General features: G+C 69.5%; 19 protein-coding genes. 14 read left to right on the top strand and 5 right to left on the bottom strand.

All coding sequences use genetic code 11. The features are described 5' to 3' along the window. Positions 1–25 precede the first annotated feature (25 nt). The gene (locus tag ACFWFP_RS10275; protein WP_379294420.1) at positions 26–1,003 is read left to right on the top strand and encodes an alpha/beta hydrolase family protein; all 978 of its coding nucleotides are present in this window, start codon (positions 26–28) and stop codon (positions 1,001–1,003) included. Here ACFWFP_RS10275 and ACFWFP_RS10270 read toward each other — a convergent pair. Then, positions 990–2,417 carry an MDR family MFS transporter gene (locus ACFWFP_RS10270; RefSeq protein ID WP_379294418.1) on the bottom strand — a complete coding sequence of 476 codons (1,428 nt, stop codon included), beginning with the start codon at positions 2,415–2,417 and terminating at the stop codon, positions 990–992. The two genes, ACFWFP_RS10275 and ACFWFP_RS10270, sit on opposite strands and share 14 nt — an antisense overlap. A gap of 110 nt (positions 2,418–2,527) precedes the next feature. Next, a complete protein-coding gene (locus tag ACFWFP_RS10265; RefSeq protein ID WP_379294417.1) occupies positions 2,528–3,274 on the bottom strand; it encodes an IclR family transcriptional regulator in 747 nt (248 codons plus the stop codon). Between the two features lie 213 nt (positions 3,275–3,487). Between ACFWFP_RS10265 and ACFWFP_RS10260 the strand changes: the two genes are divergently transcribed. Genes ACFWFP_RS10260 through ACFWFP_RS10225 form a run of 8 tightly spaced genes read left to right on the top strand, consistent with a single transcriptional unit; the run spans position 3,488 to position 11,063 of the window. Further along, positions 3,488–4,525: an NrtA/SsuA/CpmA family ABC transporter substrate-binding protein gene (locus ACFWFP_RS10260; RefSeq protein WP_379294416.1), complete on the top strand. Its 1,038-nt coding sequence runs from the start codon at positions 3,488–3,490 to the stop codon at positions 4,523–4,525. A gap of 2 nt (positions 4,526–4,527) precedes the next feature. Next, complete coding sequence (locus ACFWFP_RS10255) at positions 4,528–5,343, top strand: ABC transporter permease (RefSeq protein ID WP_379294414.1); 816 nt, start codon at positions 4,528–4,530, stop codon at positions 5,341–5,343. Further along, on the top strand, positions 5,340–6,104 hold the full coding sequence (locus ACFWFP_RS10250; RefSeq protein ID WP_379294413.1) for an ABC transporter ATP-binding protein: 765 nt from the start codon (positions 5,340–5,342) through the stop codon (positions 6,102–6,104). The genes ACFWFP_RS10255 and ACFWFP_RS10250 overlap by 4 nt, the downstream gene beginning before the upstream one ends. Further along, positions 6,101–7,126: an ABC transporter substrate-binding protein gene (locus ACFWFP_RS10245; RefSeq protein WP_379294412.1), complete on the top strand. Its 1,026-nt coding sequence runs from the start codon at positions 6,101–6,103 to the stop codon at positions 7,124–7,126. Before ACFWFP_RS10250 ends, ACFWFP_RS10245 begins: the two co-directional genes overlap by 4 nt. After that, positions 7,123–8,223 carry an LLM class flavin-dependent oxidoreductase gene (locus tag ACFWFP_RS10240; RefSeq protein ID WP_379294411.1) on the top strand — a complete coding sequence of 367 codons (1,101 nt, stop codon included), beginning with the start codon at positions 7,123–7,125 and terminating at the stop codon, positions 8,221–8,223. Before ACFWFP_RS10245 ends, ACFWFP_RS10240 begins: the two co-directional genes overlap by 4 nt. Continuing rightward, entirely contained in the window at positions 8,220–9,389 is a 1,170-nt protein-coding gene (locus ACFWFP_RS10235; RefSeq protein WP_379294410.1) for an LLM class flavin-dependent oxidoreductase, read from the top strand. Before ACFWFP_RS10240 ends, ACFWFP_RS10235 begins: the two co-directional genes overlap by 4 nt. Before the next feature lie 13 nt (positions 9,390–9,402). Then, on the top strand, positions 9,403–10,122 hold the full coding sequence (locus tag ACFWFP_RS10230) for a class II aldolase/adducin family protein (RefSeq protein WP_379294409.1): 720 nt from the start codon (positions 9,403–9,405) through the stop codon (positions 10,120–10,122). Beyond that, positions 10,119–11,063: an ABC transporter substrate-binding protein gene (locus ACFWFP_RS10225; RefSeq protein WP_379294408.1), complete on the top strand. Its 945-nt coding sequence runs from the start codon at positions 10,119–10,121 to the stop codon at positions 11,061–11,063. The genes ACFWFP_RS10230 and ACFWFP_RS10225 overlap by 4 nt, the downstream gene beginning before the upstream one ends. A gap of 13 nt (positions 11,064–11,076) precedes the next feature. On the opposite strand, the gene ACFWFP_RS10220 is transcribed toward ACFWFP_RS10225, so the two are convergent. After that, complete coding sequence (locus ACFWFP_RS10220) at positions 11,077–11,625, bottom strand: hypothetical protein (protein ID WP_379294407.1); 549 nt, start codon at positions 11,623–11,625, stop codon at positions 11,077–11,079. A gap of 108 nt (positions 11,626–11,733) precedes the next feature. Between ACFWFP_RS10220 and ACFWFP_RS10215 the strand changes: the two genes are divergently transcribed. Together ACFWFP_RS10215 and ACFWFP_RS10210 are read left to right on the top strand one after the other, a co-directional pair. Beyond that, positions 11,734–12,882 (top strand): sensor histidine kinase, encoded by a 1,149-nt coding sequence (locus ACFWFP_RS10215; protein WP_379294406.1) that lies wholly within the window; start codon positions 11,734–11,736, stop codon positions 12,880–12,882. Then, positions 12,879–13,523 (top strand): response regulator, encoded by a 645-nt coding sequence (locus ACFWFP_RS10210; RefSeq protein WP_379294405.1) that lies wholly within the window; start codon positions 12,879–12,881, stop codon positions 13,521–13,523. Before ACFWFP_RS10215 ends, ACFWFP_RS10210 begins: the two co-directional genes overlap by 4 nt. Before the next feature lie 72 nt (positions 13,524–13,595). Here the strand turns inward: ACFWFP_RS10210 and ACFWFP_RS10205 are convergent, their stop codons facing one another. Next, entirely contained in the window at positions 13,596–13,925 is a 330-nt protein-coding gene (locus tag ACFWFP_RS10205; protein WP_379294404.1) for a hypothetical protein, read from the bottom strand. 97 nt (positions 13,926–14,022) lie between these two features. Here ACFWFP_RS10205 and ACFWFP_RS10200 point away from each other — a divergent pair, with 97 nt between their 5' ends. From ACFWFP_RS10200 to ACFWFP_RS10190, 3 genes are read left to right on the top strand one after another with little or no spacing between them, the layout of a single operon-like run. Further along, entirely contained in the window at positions 14,023–14,313 is a 291-nt protein-coding gene (locus ACFWFP_RS10200; protein ID WP_211300305.1) for a hypothetical protein, read from the top strand. Positions 14,314–14,339: 26 nt separating this feature from the next. Next, positions 14,340–14,924: an NAD-dependent epimerase/dehydratase family protein gene (locus tag ACFWFP_RS10195; protein WP_379294403.1), complete on the top strand. Its 585-nt coding sequence runs from the start codon at positions 14,340–14,342 to the stop codon at positions 14,922–14,924. A 32-nt stretch (positions 14,925–14,956) separates the two neighbouring features. Beyond that, positions 14,957–16,153, top strand: a complete 1,197-nt coding sequence (locus ACFWFP_RS10190) for a GNAT family N-acetyltransferase (RefSeq protein ID WP_379294402.1) — start codon at positions 14,957–14,959, stop codon at positions 16,151–16,153. Between the two features lie 18 nt (positions 16,154–16,171). On the opposite strand, the gene ACFWFP_RS10185 is transcribed toward ACFWFP_RS10190, so the two are convergent. Further along, the gene (locus ACFWFP_RS10185) at positions 16,172–17,422 is read right to left on the bottom strand and encodes a serine hydrolase domain-containing protein (protein ID WP_379294401.1); all 1,251 of its coding nucleotides are present in this window, start codon (positions 17,420–17,422) and stop codon (positions 16,172–16,174) included. Positions 17,423–17,442: the final 20 nt, after the last annotated feature.

Below are 17,442 nucleotides of genomic sequence, written 5' to 3'. Positions count from 1 at the left end.
AGAACAATGAAAGGTAGGACACCCCATGGTCGGCAACGAGACGGCGCGTTCAGGCATCGAGTCGTGGCAGCTCCCGGACTACGTGAACCCGGAGGTCTTCGCTGATCGCGAGGTCACCGTCGGCTCCGGCGAGCTCGCTGTCGCGGGTGTCCTGAGCGTGCCGCTGGCTCCCGGCCCGCATCCGGCGGTCGTGATCCTGGCCGGTGGCGGTGGGTTCGACCGGGACGGAACCGTCGGGCCGAACCGGATCTACCGGGACATCGCGTGGGGGCTGGCCTCGCGTGGCATCGCGGTCCTGCGCTTCGACAAGGTCACCCTCACCCACGCCGACGCGGTCGCTGCGACAGCGGGGTTCACGGTGCGCGACGAGTACCTTCCCCATGCTCTGGCCGCTGTCGAAATCCTCAGGGCGACAGCGGGTGTCGACGCGCAGCGAATCCACGTGGTCGGCCACAGTATGGGCGGAAGGATGGCTCCGCGCGTGGCCGATGCCGCCGGCGAGGTCGCCGGGATCATCACGATGGCCGGTGACACGGCGCCGATGTGGTGGGCTGTGGTGCGAGTTCTGCGCCACCTCGCCGAGGTGGATCCGGTCGCGGTCGCGGCACTGCCCTCTGTGGAGACGGCGATCGAGCAGGCGAAACGGGTGGACAGCCCCGAGCTCTCACTCGAGACACCGGCCGAGGACCTCCCGTTCGGCCAGTCCGCCGCCTACTGGCTGGACCTGCGCGCGTACGACCCGGTCGCGGTCGCGGCGACCCTCGACATCCCGATGCTGATCCTGCAGGGCGAGCGCGACTATCAGGTCACCGTCGAGGACGATCTCGCGCAGTGGCGAGCGGGCCTCGCCGGCCGAGCGAACGTCGACATCCGCACCTACCCCGCCGACGACCACCTGTTCTTCCCCGGCGACTCACCCTCGATGCCCGCGGATTACGCGCGGGCGCGGCACGTCGACGGTGAGGTCGTGGCCGACATCGCGCAATGGATCACGGCGCACTGATCGTCGAGGCGACGTGGCCGCGGCCCGGCATGGTCGCGGCGGCGGCGAGCATGACGACGGCCATGGCGAGCATCGCGAGGAAGACCAGGTGGATGCCGTCGGCGAGTTCGCCCGGTGAGGGGTGGTCGGGGTTGTGGATGCCGGCGTTGACGATGGCGCCGAACACCGCGACGCCCAGTGCGCTGCCGAGGGAACGGGCGAACATGTTGGCGGAGGTGACCACGCCGCGTTCGTGCCATTCGGCGCTGGCCTGGGCGGCGATGAGGGTGGGGGAGGCGACCAGGCCCATCCCGCAGCCGATGAGGAAGCAGGAGGCCGCGATCTGCCACGGGCTCGACTGCGGTCCGACGAGCAGCGTGGTCGCGCAGCCGAGGGCGGCGATCGTACTGCCGACGACGCCGCTGATGCGGAATCCCCAGCGCAGGTACAGCCTTCCGGACAGAGTCGCGGCCAGCGGCCAGCCGAGTGTGAGTCCGCCTACGGTGAGTCCGGCCACCAGGGCGGTGGTCCCGAGCACGCCCTGGGCGAAAGTGGGTACGTACGACGTCAATCCGAGGATGACGGCGCCGACCAGCAGAGAGACCGTGCTGCTCGCGATCACCACGCGCCGGGTGAAGATCCACAGCGGCAGAATCGGATTCGCCGTCCGCAGTTCGACCACCACGAACAGCGCCAGCACCGCCACGCTGCCCACGAACAGGGTGAGCGAGACCGGCGAGGTCCAGTCCCAGGCCTGACCGCCCTCGAGCAGGGCGAGGATCAACGCACCCGCACCGACGGTGAGCAGGATCGCGCCGAGATAGTCGATGCGCTGGGTGCGGCGCACCGCCGATTCGGTGAAGTGGCGCACCAGCATCCACGCCGCGACCGCGCACAGCGGAAGATTGATCAGGAAGATCCACCGCCAGCTCAGATGGTCGGCGAACAAGCCGCCCAGCAGCGGGCCGAGTACGGCCGAACTCGCCCACACCCCGGCCAGGTACCCCTGGACCTTGGCGCGTTCGGCCAGTGTGTACAGATCACCGGCGATCACCATTGTCATCGGCTGGATCGCGCCCGCTCCGATGCCCTGGATCGCCCGGAAGGCGATGAGCGCCACCATGCTCGTGGCCAGCCCGCACAGCAGTGACCCCACCGCGAACGCCGCGATCCCGAACAGGATCACCGGCTTGCGCCCGACCATATCGGCGAGCTTGCCGTAGATCGGCACCGTAACAGCCTGTGCGAGAAGGTAGATGGAGAACAACCACGGGAACATCGCGAACCCGCCGAGAGTGTCGGTGATGGTGAGGACCGCGGTCGCGATGATGGTCGAGTCGAGCGCCACCAGCCCGGTGGCGAGCATGAGCGAGGCGAGGATCGAACCTCGTTCGGAACGCAGACCGACAGCCGGGCTCGCGGTATCGGTAGCCACCGGGGTCCTTTCGTTGCATCGACTAACCACTCGGTTCACGGTATCGGGGGCGCGACCGTTTCCGCGCGGCATTTTCCGAGGGTGTGACGCGATCGGTGGCGAGCGGGTCTTCAGTCGGCGGCGAACCTCGCGGCGATATCGGCCGCGGTGACCTTGGCCAGTTCCACGAAGAACGGCACCCGCTCATCGATCATCAGCGTCGCGGGCCCGCGCATACCGAGGGCGAAACGGCAGCGACCCTGGCCATCGAGGATCGGCAGGCCGATGGTCCGGAATCCTGGGTCGAGTTCGCGATCGTTGAACGCGTAGCCGCGCTCGCGGGTGGTGATCAGTTCCGCGCGCAGTTCCTCCGGGCTCGACACCGAACGCTCGGTGCCCTCTTCGTAAGGCAGCGATCGCAATTCGTCATCGGTGGCCTCCGACCACGCCAGCAGTGCTTTGCCGAGTGCGCTGGCGTGCAACGGCAGTCGCACGCCCTGGAGCTTGTGCCCGTCGCTCTCGCGCCACCGGCTGGTGCCCAGCAGCACGGCGTGGATGCCGTGGCGGGTGGCCACCGACCCGGTCGCGCCGGTGGTGGCGGCCAGTTGCTCGAGGTAGGGCTCGGCCAGGTAGATCCGGTGCTGGCGATAGGCGATCTGACCGTATTCGGCCAGCGCTCCGCCCATCCGGTAGCGACTGGACTCGGCGTCCTTCTCCAGGAACCCGGCCTGGACGAGCGCACCGAGCAGGCGGTGGGTGGTGCTGACCGCCAGGCCCTGGGCGCGGGCGACTTCGGAGACCCCACGCTCCTCGCCGCCACGGAAGCAGTCGAGTACCGAGAGGGCCCTGGTCACGGTCTGCACGCTGGAGGTCTCCACAGCGCCGACGGTAACACAGGTGTTCGAGCGTGCGACCGCTCGAACTTCCGTTATGTGGAAAGCGGGCGCCGGTGAACCCCCGTCACGTGCCATAGAACGACAAGTCCACCGCTGTCAAGCTTTCCGATCCGTGGAAAGGCATACCTCGTTCGAGACCACACCCGCTCCTACGCTGCGAAGGCATCAACCCCCCAGCCCCGAACAGGAGCCCCGATGTCCCGCAGGCTGCCGGCCTTCTCGCGGATCGCTCTCGCGATCGTCCCCGTCGTAGCCCTCGTCGCGGCGTGTGGCTCCGACTCCACGCCGGAACAGGGGGCGCAAGCCTCGTTCGTTCTCAAGGTCACCGATCCGGGCAACAGCGGCCCGCTCGCGGTCGGCAAGCGCGACGGCACTTTCGACAAGGCACTCGCCCCGCTGGGCGCCAAGATCCAATGGGTCAGCACCACACCGGGTTTCAGCTCCATGTTGAAGTTGTTCAACACGAGCGAACTCGACGTCTCCGGCGCCGCGTTCAGCCCCGTGGTCGGCGCGCTGTCCAAGGACGTCGGTGTGAAGATCGTCGCCGTGGCCGACCCGGCGGGTCAGGATCAGAGCGGCATCGTGGTGACCCCGGAGTCGGGCGTGACCACCGTGGCCGGCCTGGTGGGCAAGCGGATCGCGGTGAATCCCGCGGGCAAGGGCGAGTACATCACGCTCAAAGCGCTGGCCCAGGCAGGCATTCCGGCCGACAAGGTGACCCGGGTGCCCCTGCAGCAGAAGGACGCCGCATCGGCCTTCGCGACCGGCAAGGTCGACGCGTGGGCCTCGTTCCTGGTGCCTTATCAGGAGGCCAAGGCCGCGGGCGCCAAGGAGATCGCCACCGAGAAGTCCGTCGGCTCCAAGGACAACACCGTGGTGGTGTTCCGCACCGAGGTCCTCGACCAGCGCCCCGATATCGCCGCGAAGTACCTGGAGGTACTGCAGGGACTCACCGCGAAGCAGAAGGCCGCGCCCGCCGACTTCGAGAACGTCTTCGAGAAGTCCGGCCCGCGTGCGCTGACCGGTGACCGGCTCGCCGACGCGGTCCGGGTCGGCGGTGAGGTCACCGTGCCCCGCCTGCCCGCCGAGTCCGATGCCATCGACCTGGCCGACGTGGTGAACACCTTCGCCGACAACGGCGTCATCTCCCGCCGGATCACCGCCGCCGACATCTTCTACGACCTGAAATCCAAGCTCACCCCCGACCAGCTCGCCGCGTTGAAGGGCAAGTGACGATGAGCACCCTCGCCTTGGCCCCGCCCCGGGCGCGCGTCGCCCGGCAGCGGCCGCGATGGTTGTCACTGGGCCTGCGTGCTGTTCTGCCCGCCGCGATCGTGCTGGTCTGGTGGGTGGGTTCGGCGAGCGGCGCGATCTCGCCGCGGGTGATCGCGGGCCCCGGCGCGGTCTGGTCGGCGTTCGTCGAACTGTTCGACAGCGGCCAGCTGGTGGATTTCGCGCTCGCCTCGTTCGGGCGCGCGGCCGCCGGGGTCGCGATCGGCGTCGCGGTCGGGCTGGTGCTCGGCCTGCTGTCGGGCTTGTCCAGCCTCGGGGAGGAGCTGGTCGATTCGACCATGCAGATCGTGCGGGCGGTGCCGTTCCTGGCGCTGGTTCCGCTGTTCATCGCCTGGTTCGGGATCGACGAGCTGTACAAGATCCTGCTCATCGCGGTGGCGACGACGGCGCCGATGTATGCCTACACCTATCTCGGCGTGCGCAACGTCGACCGCAAGATGGTCGAGGCGGCACGCAGTTTCGGGCTCACCGGCACCCGGCTGGTCGTCGAGGTGATCGTGCCCGCCGCCCTGCCCGGGATCCTGATGGCGCTGCGCGTGTGCCTGTCGATCAGCATCACCGCGCTCATCGCCGCCGAGCAGGTCGGCACCCAGGAGGGCGTCGGCTACCTGGTGACCCTCGCTCAGGAATACAACCGCACCGACTACATGGTGCTGTGCGTCGTCCTCTACGCGCTGCTCGGTCTGGTGTTCGACGCACTCGTGCGGCTCGCGGAACGCTACGCGATGCCATGGCGGAAGCAGGTGGCGATCCGATGACGACGACAGCAGCCGCGCCGGTCCAGATCCAGACCGAAGCTCCGGCCCCGGTCGCGGTATCGATCACCGGTCTGCGCAAGGCGTTCGGTGAGAAGACAGTCCTCGACGGAGTCGACCTGACCATCCGCCGCGGCGAGTTCGTGGTGCTGCTCGGCCCCAGCGGCACCGGCAAGACCACCCTGCTGCGTCTGCTCACCGGGCTCGAAACCCCCGATGCCGGTGAGGTGCTGGTGCCCGCCCGTCGCACGACGGTCTATCAGGAGCCCCGGCTGATCCCGTCGAAGCGGGTGCTGGCCAACGTGATCGTCGGCTTGCGGCGCGGCAAGGCGCAACGTGAAGCCGGTCTGCGCGCGCTGAACGAAGTCCACCTCGACGGTAAAGCAGGCCAGTGGCCCGCCACGCTGTCCGGTGGCGAAGCCCAGCGCGCCGCCCTCGCCAGAGCGCTGGTGCGGGAACCGGAACTGCTGCTGCTCGACGAACCGTTCGCGGCACTGGACGCCCTCACCCGGCTCCAGATGCAGGACCTGGTCGGCGATCTCGTCGCCCGGCACCGGCCCGCCGTCCTCATGGTCACCCACGACGTCGACGAGGCGATCCGCCTCGCCGATCGGGTGATCATCCTCGATCACGGGCGTTTCGCCGTCGACGAGGTCATCGACCTACCCCAACCGCGCGATCACGCGGCACCCGAAACCCTCGGTTACCGCACGCAATTCCTCGCCCAGCTCGGCGTCGGACCACACACCAGGAGCCTGTCATGACCGAAACCCTGTGGTACACCCGCTGCCCCGTGCCGACCGCGAGCGGTCTCGCGCACAGCCTCGGCTGGCTCGGCGAGACCGCCGCGAGCGCGGGTCTCGAGTTCGGCGTTCTCCAGGACGCGGGCCCCGAGCTCGCCGGCCACCACTTCCTCCACGACCTGTCGGGCCTGATCCGCGAGGGCGGCAATGTGCCCGCCCTCGCCGCTCGTGCGCAGGGTTCGCCGACCCGCCTGATCGGGCTCACCTGGATCGACGAGTCCCAGGCGATCCTGGTCGGCCCCGATTCGCCGGTCGCCGACGCGGCGGGCCTGGCCGGTCTGCGCGTCGGTGTTCCTGCGTGGGCGCAGGACCAGGCGCGCAGCTTCCCGCGTGCGATGGCGTTGCACGGCTTCGCCAACGCGCTGCGGCCCGCCGGGCTGACCCTGGCCGATGTCCGGGTCGTCGAGCTCGACGTCGAGCGGGATCCGCAGGTGCGCACCGTCATTCAGAGCGCACGGCGCTCGACGACGTGGGGTGTCGAGGAACTCCTCGACGGCAAGGTCGACGCCATCTACGTCAAGGGCGCCCGCGCTCAGGAAGTGGCGACAGAGAACGGTCTGCGTGTCGCGGTCGACCTCGATGCCTCGGCCACCAAGCACCTGCGGGTCAACAACGGCACCCCGCGACCCATCACGGTGCACGCCGACCTGCTGGAATCGCGGCCCGAGGTCGTCGTCGGATTCCTCGCGCAGAGCCTGCGCGCCGCCGACTGGGCAGCCGGTGATCTCGACGGCGTCCGCACGGTGCTGCAGCGCGAAACACAGTCCGGGCCCGACGGTGTCGTCGCGGCCTACGGTGACCAGTTCCATCGCGGACTGCACCCCTCGCTCACCGCCGAACGCGTCGAACTGCTCGGCGTGCAGAAGCAGTTCCTCTACACCCACGGCTTCCTGGCCGCCGACTTCGATCTCGAATCCTGGGTCGCCGCCGAGCCGTTGGCTCGGGCACGCGAACTCGTCGCCGCCGAGCGGGTGCTCGCATGACCGAATTCCTGTGGCGGCTGCCCAGCCGTGGCGACGGTCGGCGCGCCGACCCGGGTCTGCGCGGTCGCGGTGGCTTCGGCCCGCCGGCACCGCCGCTCGAGACCACCGATGTGCGTCCGGGCCGCTTCGGTCCGTTCGACGATCTCGCCCAGATCGTCGACGCCGCCGAACTGAACGGCTTCGACGGTGTGCTCGCGCCCTACGACCCGCTCGGCGAGGAATCCTGGATCGTGGCGGCCGCCGCCCTGCGGGCCACCCGCTACACGCGAGTCACGGTCGAATTCCAGCCCGCTTTCGGCACACCGGTCTACGCGGCCAAGGTGTCGGCGACCCTGCAGCGGCACTCGGCGGGCCGGCTGAACTGGCGACTGGCGGTCGACACCGACGACGCCGAGGCCCGCGCGCGCGGCGATCGCGTCACCGGCGACGAGCGCTACGACCGCGCCGCGGAATTCCTCACCGTCGCGCGCGGCGTCTGGAACGAGAACGACATCGGCGCAGCGGGTTTCGCGGGCACCGGCTTCGACTACGCGGGCCGGTACTACGACGTCGTCGACGGGGGATTCCGCGGCATCCTGTCCGGTCTGCCGTTCCCGACCGTCCACCTGAGCGGCACGTCACCCGCCGCGCTGGCCTTGTCGGCCGCGCACGGTGACGTCCACCTCTTCGGCGAGCACGCCGACGGAATCGCCTCCGCCGTCACCGAATTGGGGGAGCGGTCCGCTGCCGCGGGGCGCCGGGTGCGGGTCGGTCTCGAGCTGCCGATCATCGCCAGGGAGACCGAGGACGAAGCCTGGGCCAGGGTCCACCGCCAGTGGGACGAGCTCGACCGCCCCGGTACTGTCGCCGAACACGCGCTGGGTGATGGACGCTGGGCGGGCTTCGACGCATTCGGCTACGACCGGCCGATCGGCTTGGTCGGCAGTTACGAGCAAGTGGCGCACCAGCTCTCGGCCTACCAGGCGGCAGGCGTACAGACCTTCGTGTTGTCGGGCCACCCCAACATCGAGGAAATCCACCGCGCGGGCGAACACCTGCTGTTCCTCGCCGACCCGGCCGGCCGCACCCTCACCACCGCGCAGGAGCTCACCGCATGACCATCGACGTCTACTGGCGCATCGGCATGGAAGGCGACCACGCCTCCCTGCGCGCCCCGCGCCGCTACAACCGGGGCAACGCGGGCGGCTACGGGCCCGGCAACATCGCACCGGCCGTTCGCGACGGCGCACTGGATCAGTACAGCTATCTCGACCATGTCGCCGCGGTCGCCAAGGCCTCGGAATCGGCGGGCTTCCTCGGCGGATTGCTGCCCTCGTTCCCGGTGACCGACGACCCGTGGGCGGTGGCCGCCGCACTCGCCGCCGAGACCACCACCTACCGCTTCATGGTGGCCTTCCAGCCCGGCTTCCTCCATCCCGTGCAGGCGGCGAGGATGTCGGCGAGTCTGCAGCGCGCCACCGGCGGGCGACTGGTCTACAATATCATCAGCGGTGGCGGCGGACCGGCCCAATTGTGGTGGGGCGACAAGGTTTCCCACGACGACCGCTACGCACGCACGAGCGAGTTCCTCGACGTGCTGCGCGGGGTATGGGACGGCGAACCCTTCGACCACGACGGCCGCTTCTTCGGCACCGAGGGCGCCGCCCTCCCGCCGGGTCTGGCCGGACAGCCCTTCCCCGAGGTGTACTTCTCCGGTTCCTCGGGTGCCGCCGTGGCCGCCGCGGGCCGCCACGCCGACTACTATCTGTCCTGGCTCGAGCCCTACGCCGACCTGCGCGCGAAGTTCGACGGCGTCCGCCGCAACGCCGAAACCACGGGCCGCACACCCAAGTTCGCGGTCCGCATCGACATCGTCGCCCGCCACACCGAGGAAGCGGCCTGGGCCGAGATCGAGAAGGGCTGGGCCTTCGTCGACCGCGACGCCGCCAACCGCGCCGCCCAGGGCGACTCCGTCGGTGCTGCCCGGATCAAGGGCTGGGTGCCCGAAACCATCACCGGCTACCGCGATCTGGAAGTCCAGCCCAACGTCTGGTGCGGATTCAGCCTGATCCGTGGTGGCCCGGCCTTCGGCCTGGTCGGCAGCTATGAACAGGTCGCCCAGCGGCTCGACGAACTGATCGACCTCGGTGTCGACGCCTTCATCCTCGCGGGCAACCCGCACCTGGAAGAGGCCTACCGGGTCGGCGAGGAAGTACTGCCACTGCTGGGCCGTTCCCGGCTCACCACCCCGTCCACCGACGCCGTCCTCGCGACGGCCCGATAACGCAGGAGCCATCTTGACCACCACCGAAACCCGTCTGCCGGAGGCCGTCACCGCTTTCGTCGATGCGGTCACCCGCGACGCCGACACCGCGTTCCGGGTATTCCGGGAGACCGGAACCGTCACCGGCAACGGCACCGTCAACTTCGTCGAGCGCGTGCCCGGCGAGGAGATCGCCGTCGCCCTCAACGAGCCGGGCCCGTGGGCCGACGACCGGACCGTCGAGCCCGTCGTCGCCACCTTCGACGGAGAAGTACTGTCCGGCAAGGGATCCGCCGGATTCGTCACCGGCTACGCGAAGGTGTTCCGCGCGCACCCCGAGATCACCTCCGTCGTTCACATCCACACCCCGTGGCTCGGCGGCTGGGCCCAGACCCACCGCACCCTGCCCATCCGCTACGCCGCCTCGCAGCGACTCACCCTGTCGCGCGAGATCCCGCCGCACATCGACCGCACGATCGGTGCGGGCGATTTCATCCTCGGCCGCCTCGAGGCCGACCCGCACCTGGTCGCGATCTTCGAGGCCAACGGCGGCGCGAATGTGATCGGTCGCGCCGGTCTGCTGGAACTGGCGAAGTTCGTCGTGCTGCTCGAGGAGGGCGCACAGTATCAGGCGATCGCCGAAACCCTCGGCGGCTCCGTCGAATTCGATCCGTCGAATCTCGCCGTGCAGTGGCAGCGCAGCGGTCTGGCCGACGAGGCCCGTCGCCTCGGCCTGATCGGAGACGCGCGATGAGCATCCGGGTCGGCTACTTCCCGCACAACAATTCGCTGTTCGTCCTGCGCCATCGCGGGATCCTGGAACGCCTGCTGCCCGAGGTCGAATGGGTCGACCTGCGCGCTCTGCCACACCCCGACCGCGTGGATCCGAAAACCGGGCTGCCGGGCGAACATTCGGACTGGCTGTTCACCGAGGGCGGCTACGACATCATCGGCACCGGCTTCACCCCGCCGCTCACCGCACTCGCCAACCAGCGCGACATCGTCTACCTGGGGATCTCGGGCCCGCGAGTGGAGAACGGCAGGCTGGTCGCGACCGCGGCGAGCGGCATCACCTCCGCCGCGGACCTGAAAGGCAAGCGGGTCGGGATCGCCCACGGCTCGTGGCAGACCACGCTGTTGCTGTTCGCCCTCGACCAGGCCGGTCTCACCTGGGCCGACGTCGAACCGATCGACGTCGACGTGCGCGGCGGCGGTGCCGCGCTGCTGGCCGGTGAGCTCGATGCCTGGGTCGGCACCTACCCCGGTCTGCAGGAGGTGGAGGCGGCCACCGAGCTCACCACGCTGGTCGACACCGCCTCGGTCTTCAGTCACCCGTCGCTGTGGTTCACCCGCCGCGACCTGGCCGAAGGCAACCGCGCCGCGGTGGAAGCGGTGCTGGCCGCGCTGCAGGAATCCGACGCCTGGATCGCCGCGAACCCGCGTGCGGCGGCCCAGTACTTCGTCGACGACGCTCAGGCGCGCGGCATCCCCGCCGACCTGGATGCCTGGGAAGCCGCGCTGCGCGGCCGTCCCTTCGGCGTGCATCCGGTGAGCGAGGACTTCCTCGACGAACAGCAACGCGCCGCCGACCTCCTCGCGGTCAACGGGCTGCTCCCGCGCACGATCGAGGTGCGGTCCGCGGTGCTGCCCTGGATCGGTGAGGTCATCAGCGAACAGTCCGCTGCCACCGTCTGAGCCGGCATCGAGTTCAGTCGCGCCGTGACCCGGTGACCCACACCGGCCCGGTGAGCAGCCAGATCACGGTGATCACGCCGAGGCTGCCGAACACTCCCATCAACTGCTCGCGTTGAGCGGCATCGGCGACGGTGTAGCTCAACGCGAGGGTGAGAGCGCCGGCGATGGCTGCCGCGCCGAGCCAGCGGGAGAAGTCGGCCCATTCCTTGCGGGTGCGTTCGGGCCCGTACTTCGGGACCTTCACCGGGACCGGCCCACCGGCGAATCGGCGGGCGAATCGCTCGTCGGCCCACCGGATCATCCGGCCACCGAACATCACTGTGCAACCGAGATAGATCCCGGCGACACGATGGGCGAAGCTCACCTCGCCACCCCGGTGGAGATCGATCGCCACCGCCGCGACCAGCACCACATCCAGCACCGGCACCAAAGCCAACGTCACGGTGCTCGCACGCGGCAATCGGATCACATACCGCAGCAGCAATCCGCCGACCACCAGCACCCAGAAACCGACTTCGCACGCGGCGATCGTCAGTAGTACGGGGTTGCTCAGTTCGTTCATTCCTTCACTGTGCCGGGCACGTCGGTCCGCCGTCGTCCCGCTTGTGGTCCGTCGCCGGTCCGCCTTTCGGGGGACCCGGCCCGTACCGGCGATGTGCTGAAATGGGGCATGCCCACGTCCCGCACGCTCCTGAGCCGGCTCGCGGACGTGCACGACAGCTCGACCGCGGCCGCCGTCGGCGTGTTCCTGGTGGGCTTGCTGTTGTGGGCGGCGGGTGGCTGGGCGGTCGTGGTCGACCGCGACCTGTACCCACCACCGGCGAAATTGGCGCTGTTGTGCGCGGCGTTCGCGATCCAGCTGACCGCGCAGCGCAGGCCCGCGCTCGCCTTCGGCCTGATGGTCGCGCTGCTGGCCGGTGACTTCGTGCTCGGTCCGTCGCTGCCGCTGTGGATCGCGCTGACCGACGTGATCTTCCTGGCCGTCAGCACCGGATCGGACCGGCTGGGCGCGGTGGTCGGCTGGTTCTCGCTGACGGTGACCCTGGGTGGATCGTTGCTGGCGCTGACCGTGTTCGGGGTCAGAGCGGCCTTCTACACCGGTTTGATCGGCGTCGCGCTCACGTGGTCGCCGCTCGGTTACGCCCGCGCGGTGCGGGCCTCGCGTCGCACGGTCGAGGCCGAACGGGCCGCGGCCCGCGCCGAGCTCACCGCCCGCGATGCCGAACGGTCCGCGGCGATCGGCGAGGAGCGGCGGCGATTGGCTCGTGACCTGCACGACGCGGTGGCGGGCCACGTCTCCGCCGTCGCCATCCTCGCCGAAGTCGCGCTCAAAGATCCCGGTAACACCGCGGTGCTGGCGACGATCCGCTCGGGCAGCCTGGCCGCGGTGGAGGAGATGCGCACGACCATCGAACTGCTCACCGCCCCCGACGACACCGCGGTGACCACCCGGCTGGCCTCCCTCGACGGCCTGATCGACGCGGCCGAGGCGGCGGGCGGCTCGGTGACGTTACGCAGGCCCGCCGATCTCGAACTGCCCACCGCGGTCGAGGCCGTCGTCACCCGGATCCTGAGCGAGACTCTCGCCAACGCGACCAAACACGCCCCCGGCAAGCCCCTCGATATCGAATTGCGCCGCGACGCGACACGATTGGTGGTGACCGCGATGAATCCGATCCCGCCCGGAATCCTGCAAGGGCAGGGAAACGGTTTGCGCAACATGACGTTTCGCGCGGAATCGGTCGACGGCACCATCACCGCGGGCGCACAGGACGGCACCTGGCGCGTGTGCGCGCGCATTCCCCTGGGAGACAAGTGACAGTCACAGTGCTGGTAGCCGACGACCACGCCACCATCCGCGCGGGTTTGCGGATGCTGCTCGAAGTGTCCGGTGTGGTGCGGGTGATCGGTGAAGCGGCCGACGGCGCCGCCGCGGTTCGCCAAGCCAGGGCACTGAGCCCGGATGTGGTGCTGATGGACGTGCGGATGCCGCGCGTCGACGGGCTGGAGGCGACCGCCGCCGTCGTCGCGCAGACCAGCGCGAAAGTGCTGGTGCTCACCACCTTCGCGATCGATGAATACGTCCTCGGTGCGCTCTCGGCCGGTGCGAGCGGATTCCTGCTCAAGTCCGTCGGCGGCGACGACCTGGTCAGCGCCGTGCTGGCGGTGGCAGAAGGGGACGCGGTCCTCGACCCGAAGGTGACGCGCGCGGTGATCGCCGCGCTGCCCCGCGTGGCCGACGTCGCGCCCCCGCCCGACCTGTCCGCGCTCACCGACCGCGAACGTCAGGTGCTCGCCGGTCTCGGCGCCGGTCTGTCCAATATCCAGATCGGTACGCGCCTGCGTATCGGTGAGGCCACGGTGAAAACGCACGTTTCCCGGGTGCTGAGCAAGCTCGGTGTGCAGTCGCGGGTGCAGGCCGCGGTGATCGCGTCGCAGTCCGGTCTCGATCTGCCCTGACCGCGATCGGGCGCGAAACCGACGATGTCCCGGTACCGCGCCGGGTACCGGGACATCGGGTCGGAACAGGGCTCAGCGTGCAGGTTGCGGGTCGGACTGTTCCGGACGGATCCGGCGTGATTCAAACCAATAGGTCAGGGAAACGGTGGCGTAAGAAGCCACTACCACTGCTCCGGTTGCCAGAAGAAACGCGACGAACAAGGGAATCAGGAAAGCCATGGTGCCCTCCTCGCGGTACGGTAGTCGTGCGATGAAGGTGGTGGTCAGCGCCTCGTCGCGCCGAATCTGAACGAGCCCCGCACGCTCGATACTAGGGGCACGGCGCGACGCGGGCACGGATCCGCGGCTGTGACTGCGGTCATGGTCGACGCGGAGTGTCGCCCACGTCACCGAATCGCCCATGAGGTTGAATGTTCAACATATCTGGGTTCTACCGCGTCACGAGTTCTCGACATCGGCTTCACCACGAACAACCGACGAAGGAGCACCGATCGTGAGCATGATCCTGGCCGCAGTGCATGACACCTATAACGTCGTTGTCGCCCAGGTGGGCAATCCCACGCCGGAAGCGCCGCCGATGGCCGACAAAGTGATGCAGCTGGGCCGGTATTTCACCTGGATGATCCTGTTGTCCGGCGTCACCGCCATCACCTACGGCGGTGGCCGCTTCGCCTGGGAGAAGTGGAACGGCGGCGGCCTGCAGTCGCCGAAGATGATCGCCAGCGCCATGGCGGGCGGCGCGGTCGCCACCAGCGCGGGCACCATCATGAACGCGGTCATCGGGGCCTGATCGACTGCCCCGCTAGTGTCGGGGTTGTGCGTATCTTTCTCGCGGGCGCCACCGGCGTCATCGGATCACGGTTGCTGCCACTGCTGGTCGGCGCCGGTCACGAGGTGGCCGGCCTGACCCGCTCCCCGGGTAAGGCGGCGGCGGTCCGTGCGACCGGAGCCACCGCGGTGGTCCACGACGTCTACGACGCCGACGGCCTCACCACCGCGGTGCTCGACTTCGCCCCCGACCTCGTCCTGCATCAGCTCACCGACCTCCCCGACGATGTGGCGCGACTGGCCGCCTCCGGTGAGGCGAACTCGCGTATCCGCACCGAGGGCACCGCCAATCTGCTCGCGGCCGCCACGGCCTCCGAGGCGAAACGCTTTCTCGCCCAGAGCATCGCCTGGACGCCGCCGGCGGGCCGCGGCGACGCCATCGCGACCCACGAATCCGCCGTCCTCGCCGCGGGGGGCGTCGTCCTGCGCTACGGCCAGTTCTACGGTCCCGGAACGTACTACGAGGCGACCCCACCGGCGCGACCCCGCATCCACGTCGACACCGCCGCCGCGCGCACGCTCGACGTGCTCGAAGCGCCGAGCGGCGTCGTGGTCGTGGTCGATCCCGAGTAGAGGCGCCGCGCCGAATAGGGAACAGTGAGGGGATGGCTGTTGACGTAGACACCCTGCACGGCGACGACGACCTGCACGCGGCGGGCGCGTTGTTCCGCGCGGCGATGGTGGGATTGCCGCCGCTGCCGCCGCATCGCGACCACCTGTCCGAACCGGGCCGCACGCTCGGCGCTCGCATCGATGGCAGGCTGGTCGGCACCGCGGAGTCCTACACCAGCTGGCTGGTCGTCCCCGGTGGCGCGCGCGTCTCGCACGCCGCGGTCACCCATGTCGGCGTGCTGCCCACCCACACCCGGCGCGGCGTGCTCACCGCCCTGCTGCGCCGACAGCTCGACGACATCGCCGAGCGGGGCGAAGTGGTGGCGACCCTGCGAGCGTCGGAGGCCTCGATCTACGAGCGTTTCGGGTACGGCCTGGCGAGTTCGTTCGCGCGCCTCGACCTGCACCGTGGCCGAGCCCGCCTGCGTGAGACAGTGCCACCGTCGGGTCCGGTGCGGTTCGTCGAACCGGCCGACGCGTGGAAACTGTTTCCGCAGATCTACGCGACCGCCGCGATCTCCTGGACCGGCGCCATCGACCGGCCCGACTACTGGTGGAAGCTGAAGCAACGCACCGCGGCCGAGCCGGTGTACGCCGTGACGCACGGCCCGGTCGGCGCCGAGGACGGGTTCGCGCGCTACCATCCGGTCGACACCGCGAACTGGTTCACCACCCGCGAGCGCACGATCGTCGTCGACGATCTCGTCGCGACCACCCCGCAGGCCTACCTCGGCCTGATCCGGCACCTGCTCTCGGTCGATCTCGTCGACAAGGTGAGCTTCGCGTTCGCGCCGGCGGATGCGCCGCTGCGGCATCTGTTCACCGACGACCGCGCGGTCGGCGTCGCGGGGGTGCACGACGAAACCTGGCTGCGCCTGGTCGATGTCCCCGCCGCGCTGGCCCGCCGGACCTACCGCGACGCGCCGCCGGTGATCGTCGAGGTCGAGGACGCGATCCGCACCGCCAACACCGGCCGGTACCGGATCGGCGCCGAGCAGGTGCTCAGAGTCGATGATCCCGCCGATGTCACCGTCGACGTCGCGACCCTCGGCGCGATCTACCTCGGCGGGTCGACCTGGCGCCAGCTCGCCCTCGCCGGTCGTGTGGTCGAGCACCGCGCGGGTGCCGTCGACGCCGCCGACCACCTTTTCGCCACTCCCACACTGCCTTTCAGCGGGACCTACTTCTGATCGGCGTCGCTCGTCCGGTCAGGGCCGGAAGAGCCGCCCGGCGGGCGGCAGTGGGCCCAGGGTGCCGGAGATCTGGGCGACCAGCTGCCACGGGCGATCGAGGTCGGTGCTCGCTTTGCCGTTGGTCAGAACGGCGCCCGACAGGCCACGATCGGGGTCGGCCCAGCCGTACTGGGTGGTGAGACCGCTGCGACCGAAGTGCGACCCGGTATCGCGGCCGAACTTGGACCGGCGGGCGCCGAGCTCGAATCCGGCGCGGCTGACGCGACCGGCCAGCCCGAGCATGCGGTCGGCGGGGGCAATCGCGTCGCGCAGAGTACCGGTCCCGATGATTCTCGTGCCGTCCAATTCGCCACCACGCGCGAGGATTTCGTAGAAGCGGGAGAGTTCGTAGGCGGTGGTGACCAGGTTGCCGGAGGGGAGTTCGGCGGCCAGGAAAGCGTCATTGGTCGCCTTCGACGCCTTGTCCAGATGGCCGCCGAGGGCCTTGTTCGCCAGGAATCGGGCCAGGCGCGGTTGGGGTGGGCCGGTCTTGACGCTCGGCACGACCTTGTCGACATCGGCGGGATCGACGCCGAAGTTGTTCCAGCGGAAGCCGAGTGGGGTCAGGACCTGTTCGGCGAGGTGTTCGCGCATCCGCTTGCCGGTGGCGCGCTGGACCAGCAGGCGCTGGATCAACCCGCTGGTCAGCGCGTGGTAGACGCGAAAACGGCCGGGCGCCCAGCTCGGCACCAGGTCGGTGAGAGCGGCGAGGGCGAGTTCCTCGTCGAGGACCGCCGCGGTTCCGCTGTGCGGTGCGGTGATGAACGGAATACCCGCCGAATGCGACAGCACGTCGCCGACGGTGATCACGCCTTTGCGGTGGGCCGCGAACTCGGGAATGTAGTCGGCCACCCGGTCTTCCAGCCCGAACGCGCCCTGTTCGATGAGCATGAACATCAGCGTGGCGGCGACGCCCTTCGCGGTGGAGAACCCGCAGAACAGCGTCTCCGGTGTCGCCAGGATCTTCTCGGCATCCGGTCCGTCGCTCGGTGCGTTGCCCCAGCCGTGCCCGATCGTCCGGTTCAGCACGATCCCGCCGTTGCGGCGCAGACACACCTGGATGGCGGGCGTCGTGCCCATCGCGTACCACGTGCGCACCGACGCCCAGATCGCCTCGACGTCGGCCCGCGAGGACCCGACGTCGGCCGGATCGTCCTCGTGGCCGATCGTCGTCACCGCGTCCAGGTCGTCGGTGACGGTCACCAGCGTGGCAGGAAAGGCGCTCATCGGGCCAGCCTACCGACGGC

The organism is Nocardia sp. NPDC060249, from assembly GCF_042728755.1.
In the GTDB taxonomy this organism is placed as follows: Bacteria; Actinomycetota; Actinomycetes; order Mycobacteriales; family Mycobacteriaceae; genus Nocardia.
Note: the sequence above shows the minus strand (reverse complement) of the source record. Positions and strands in the feature narration are given on the sequence as shown.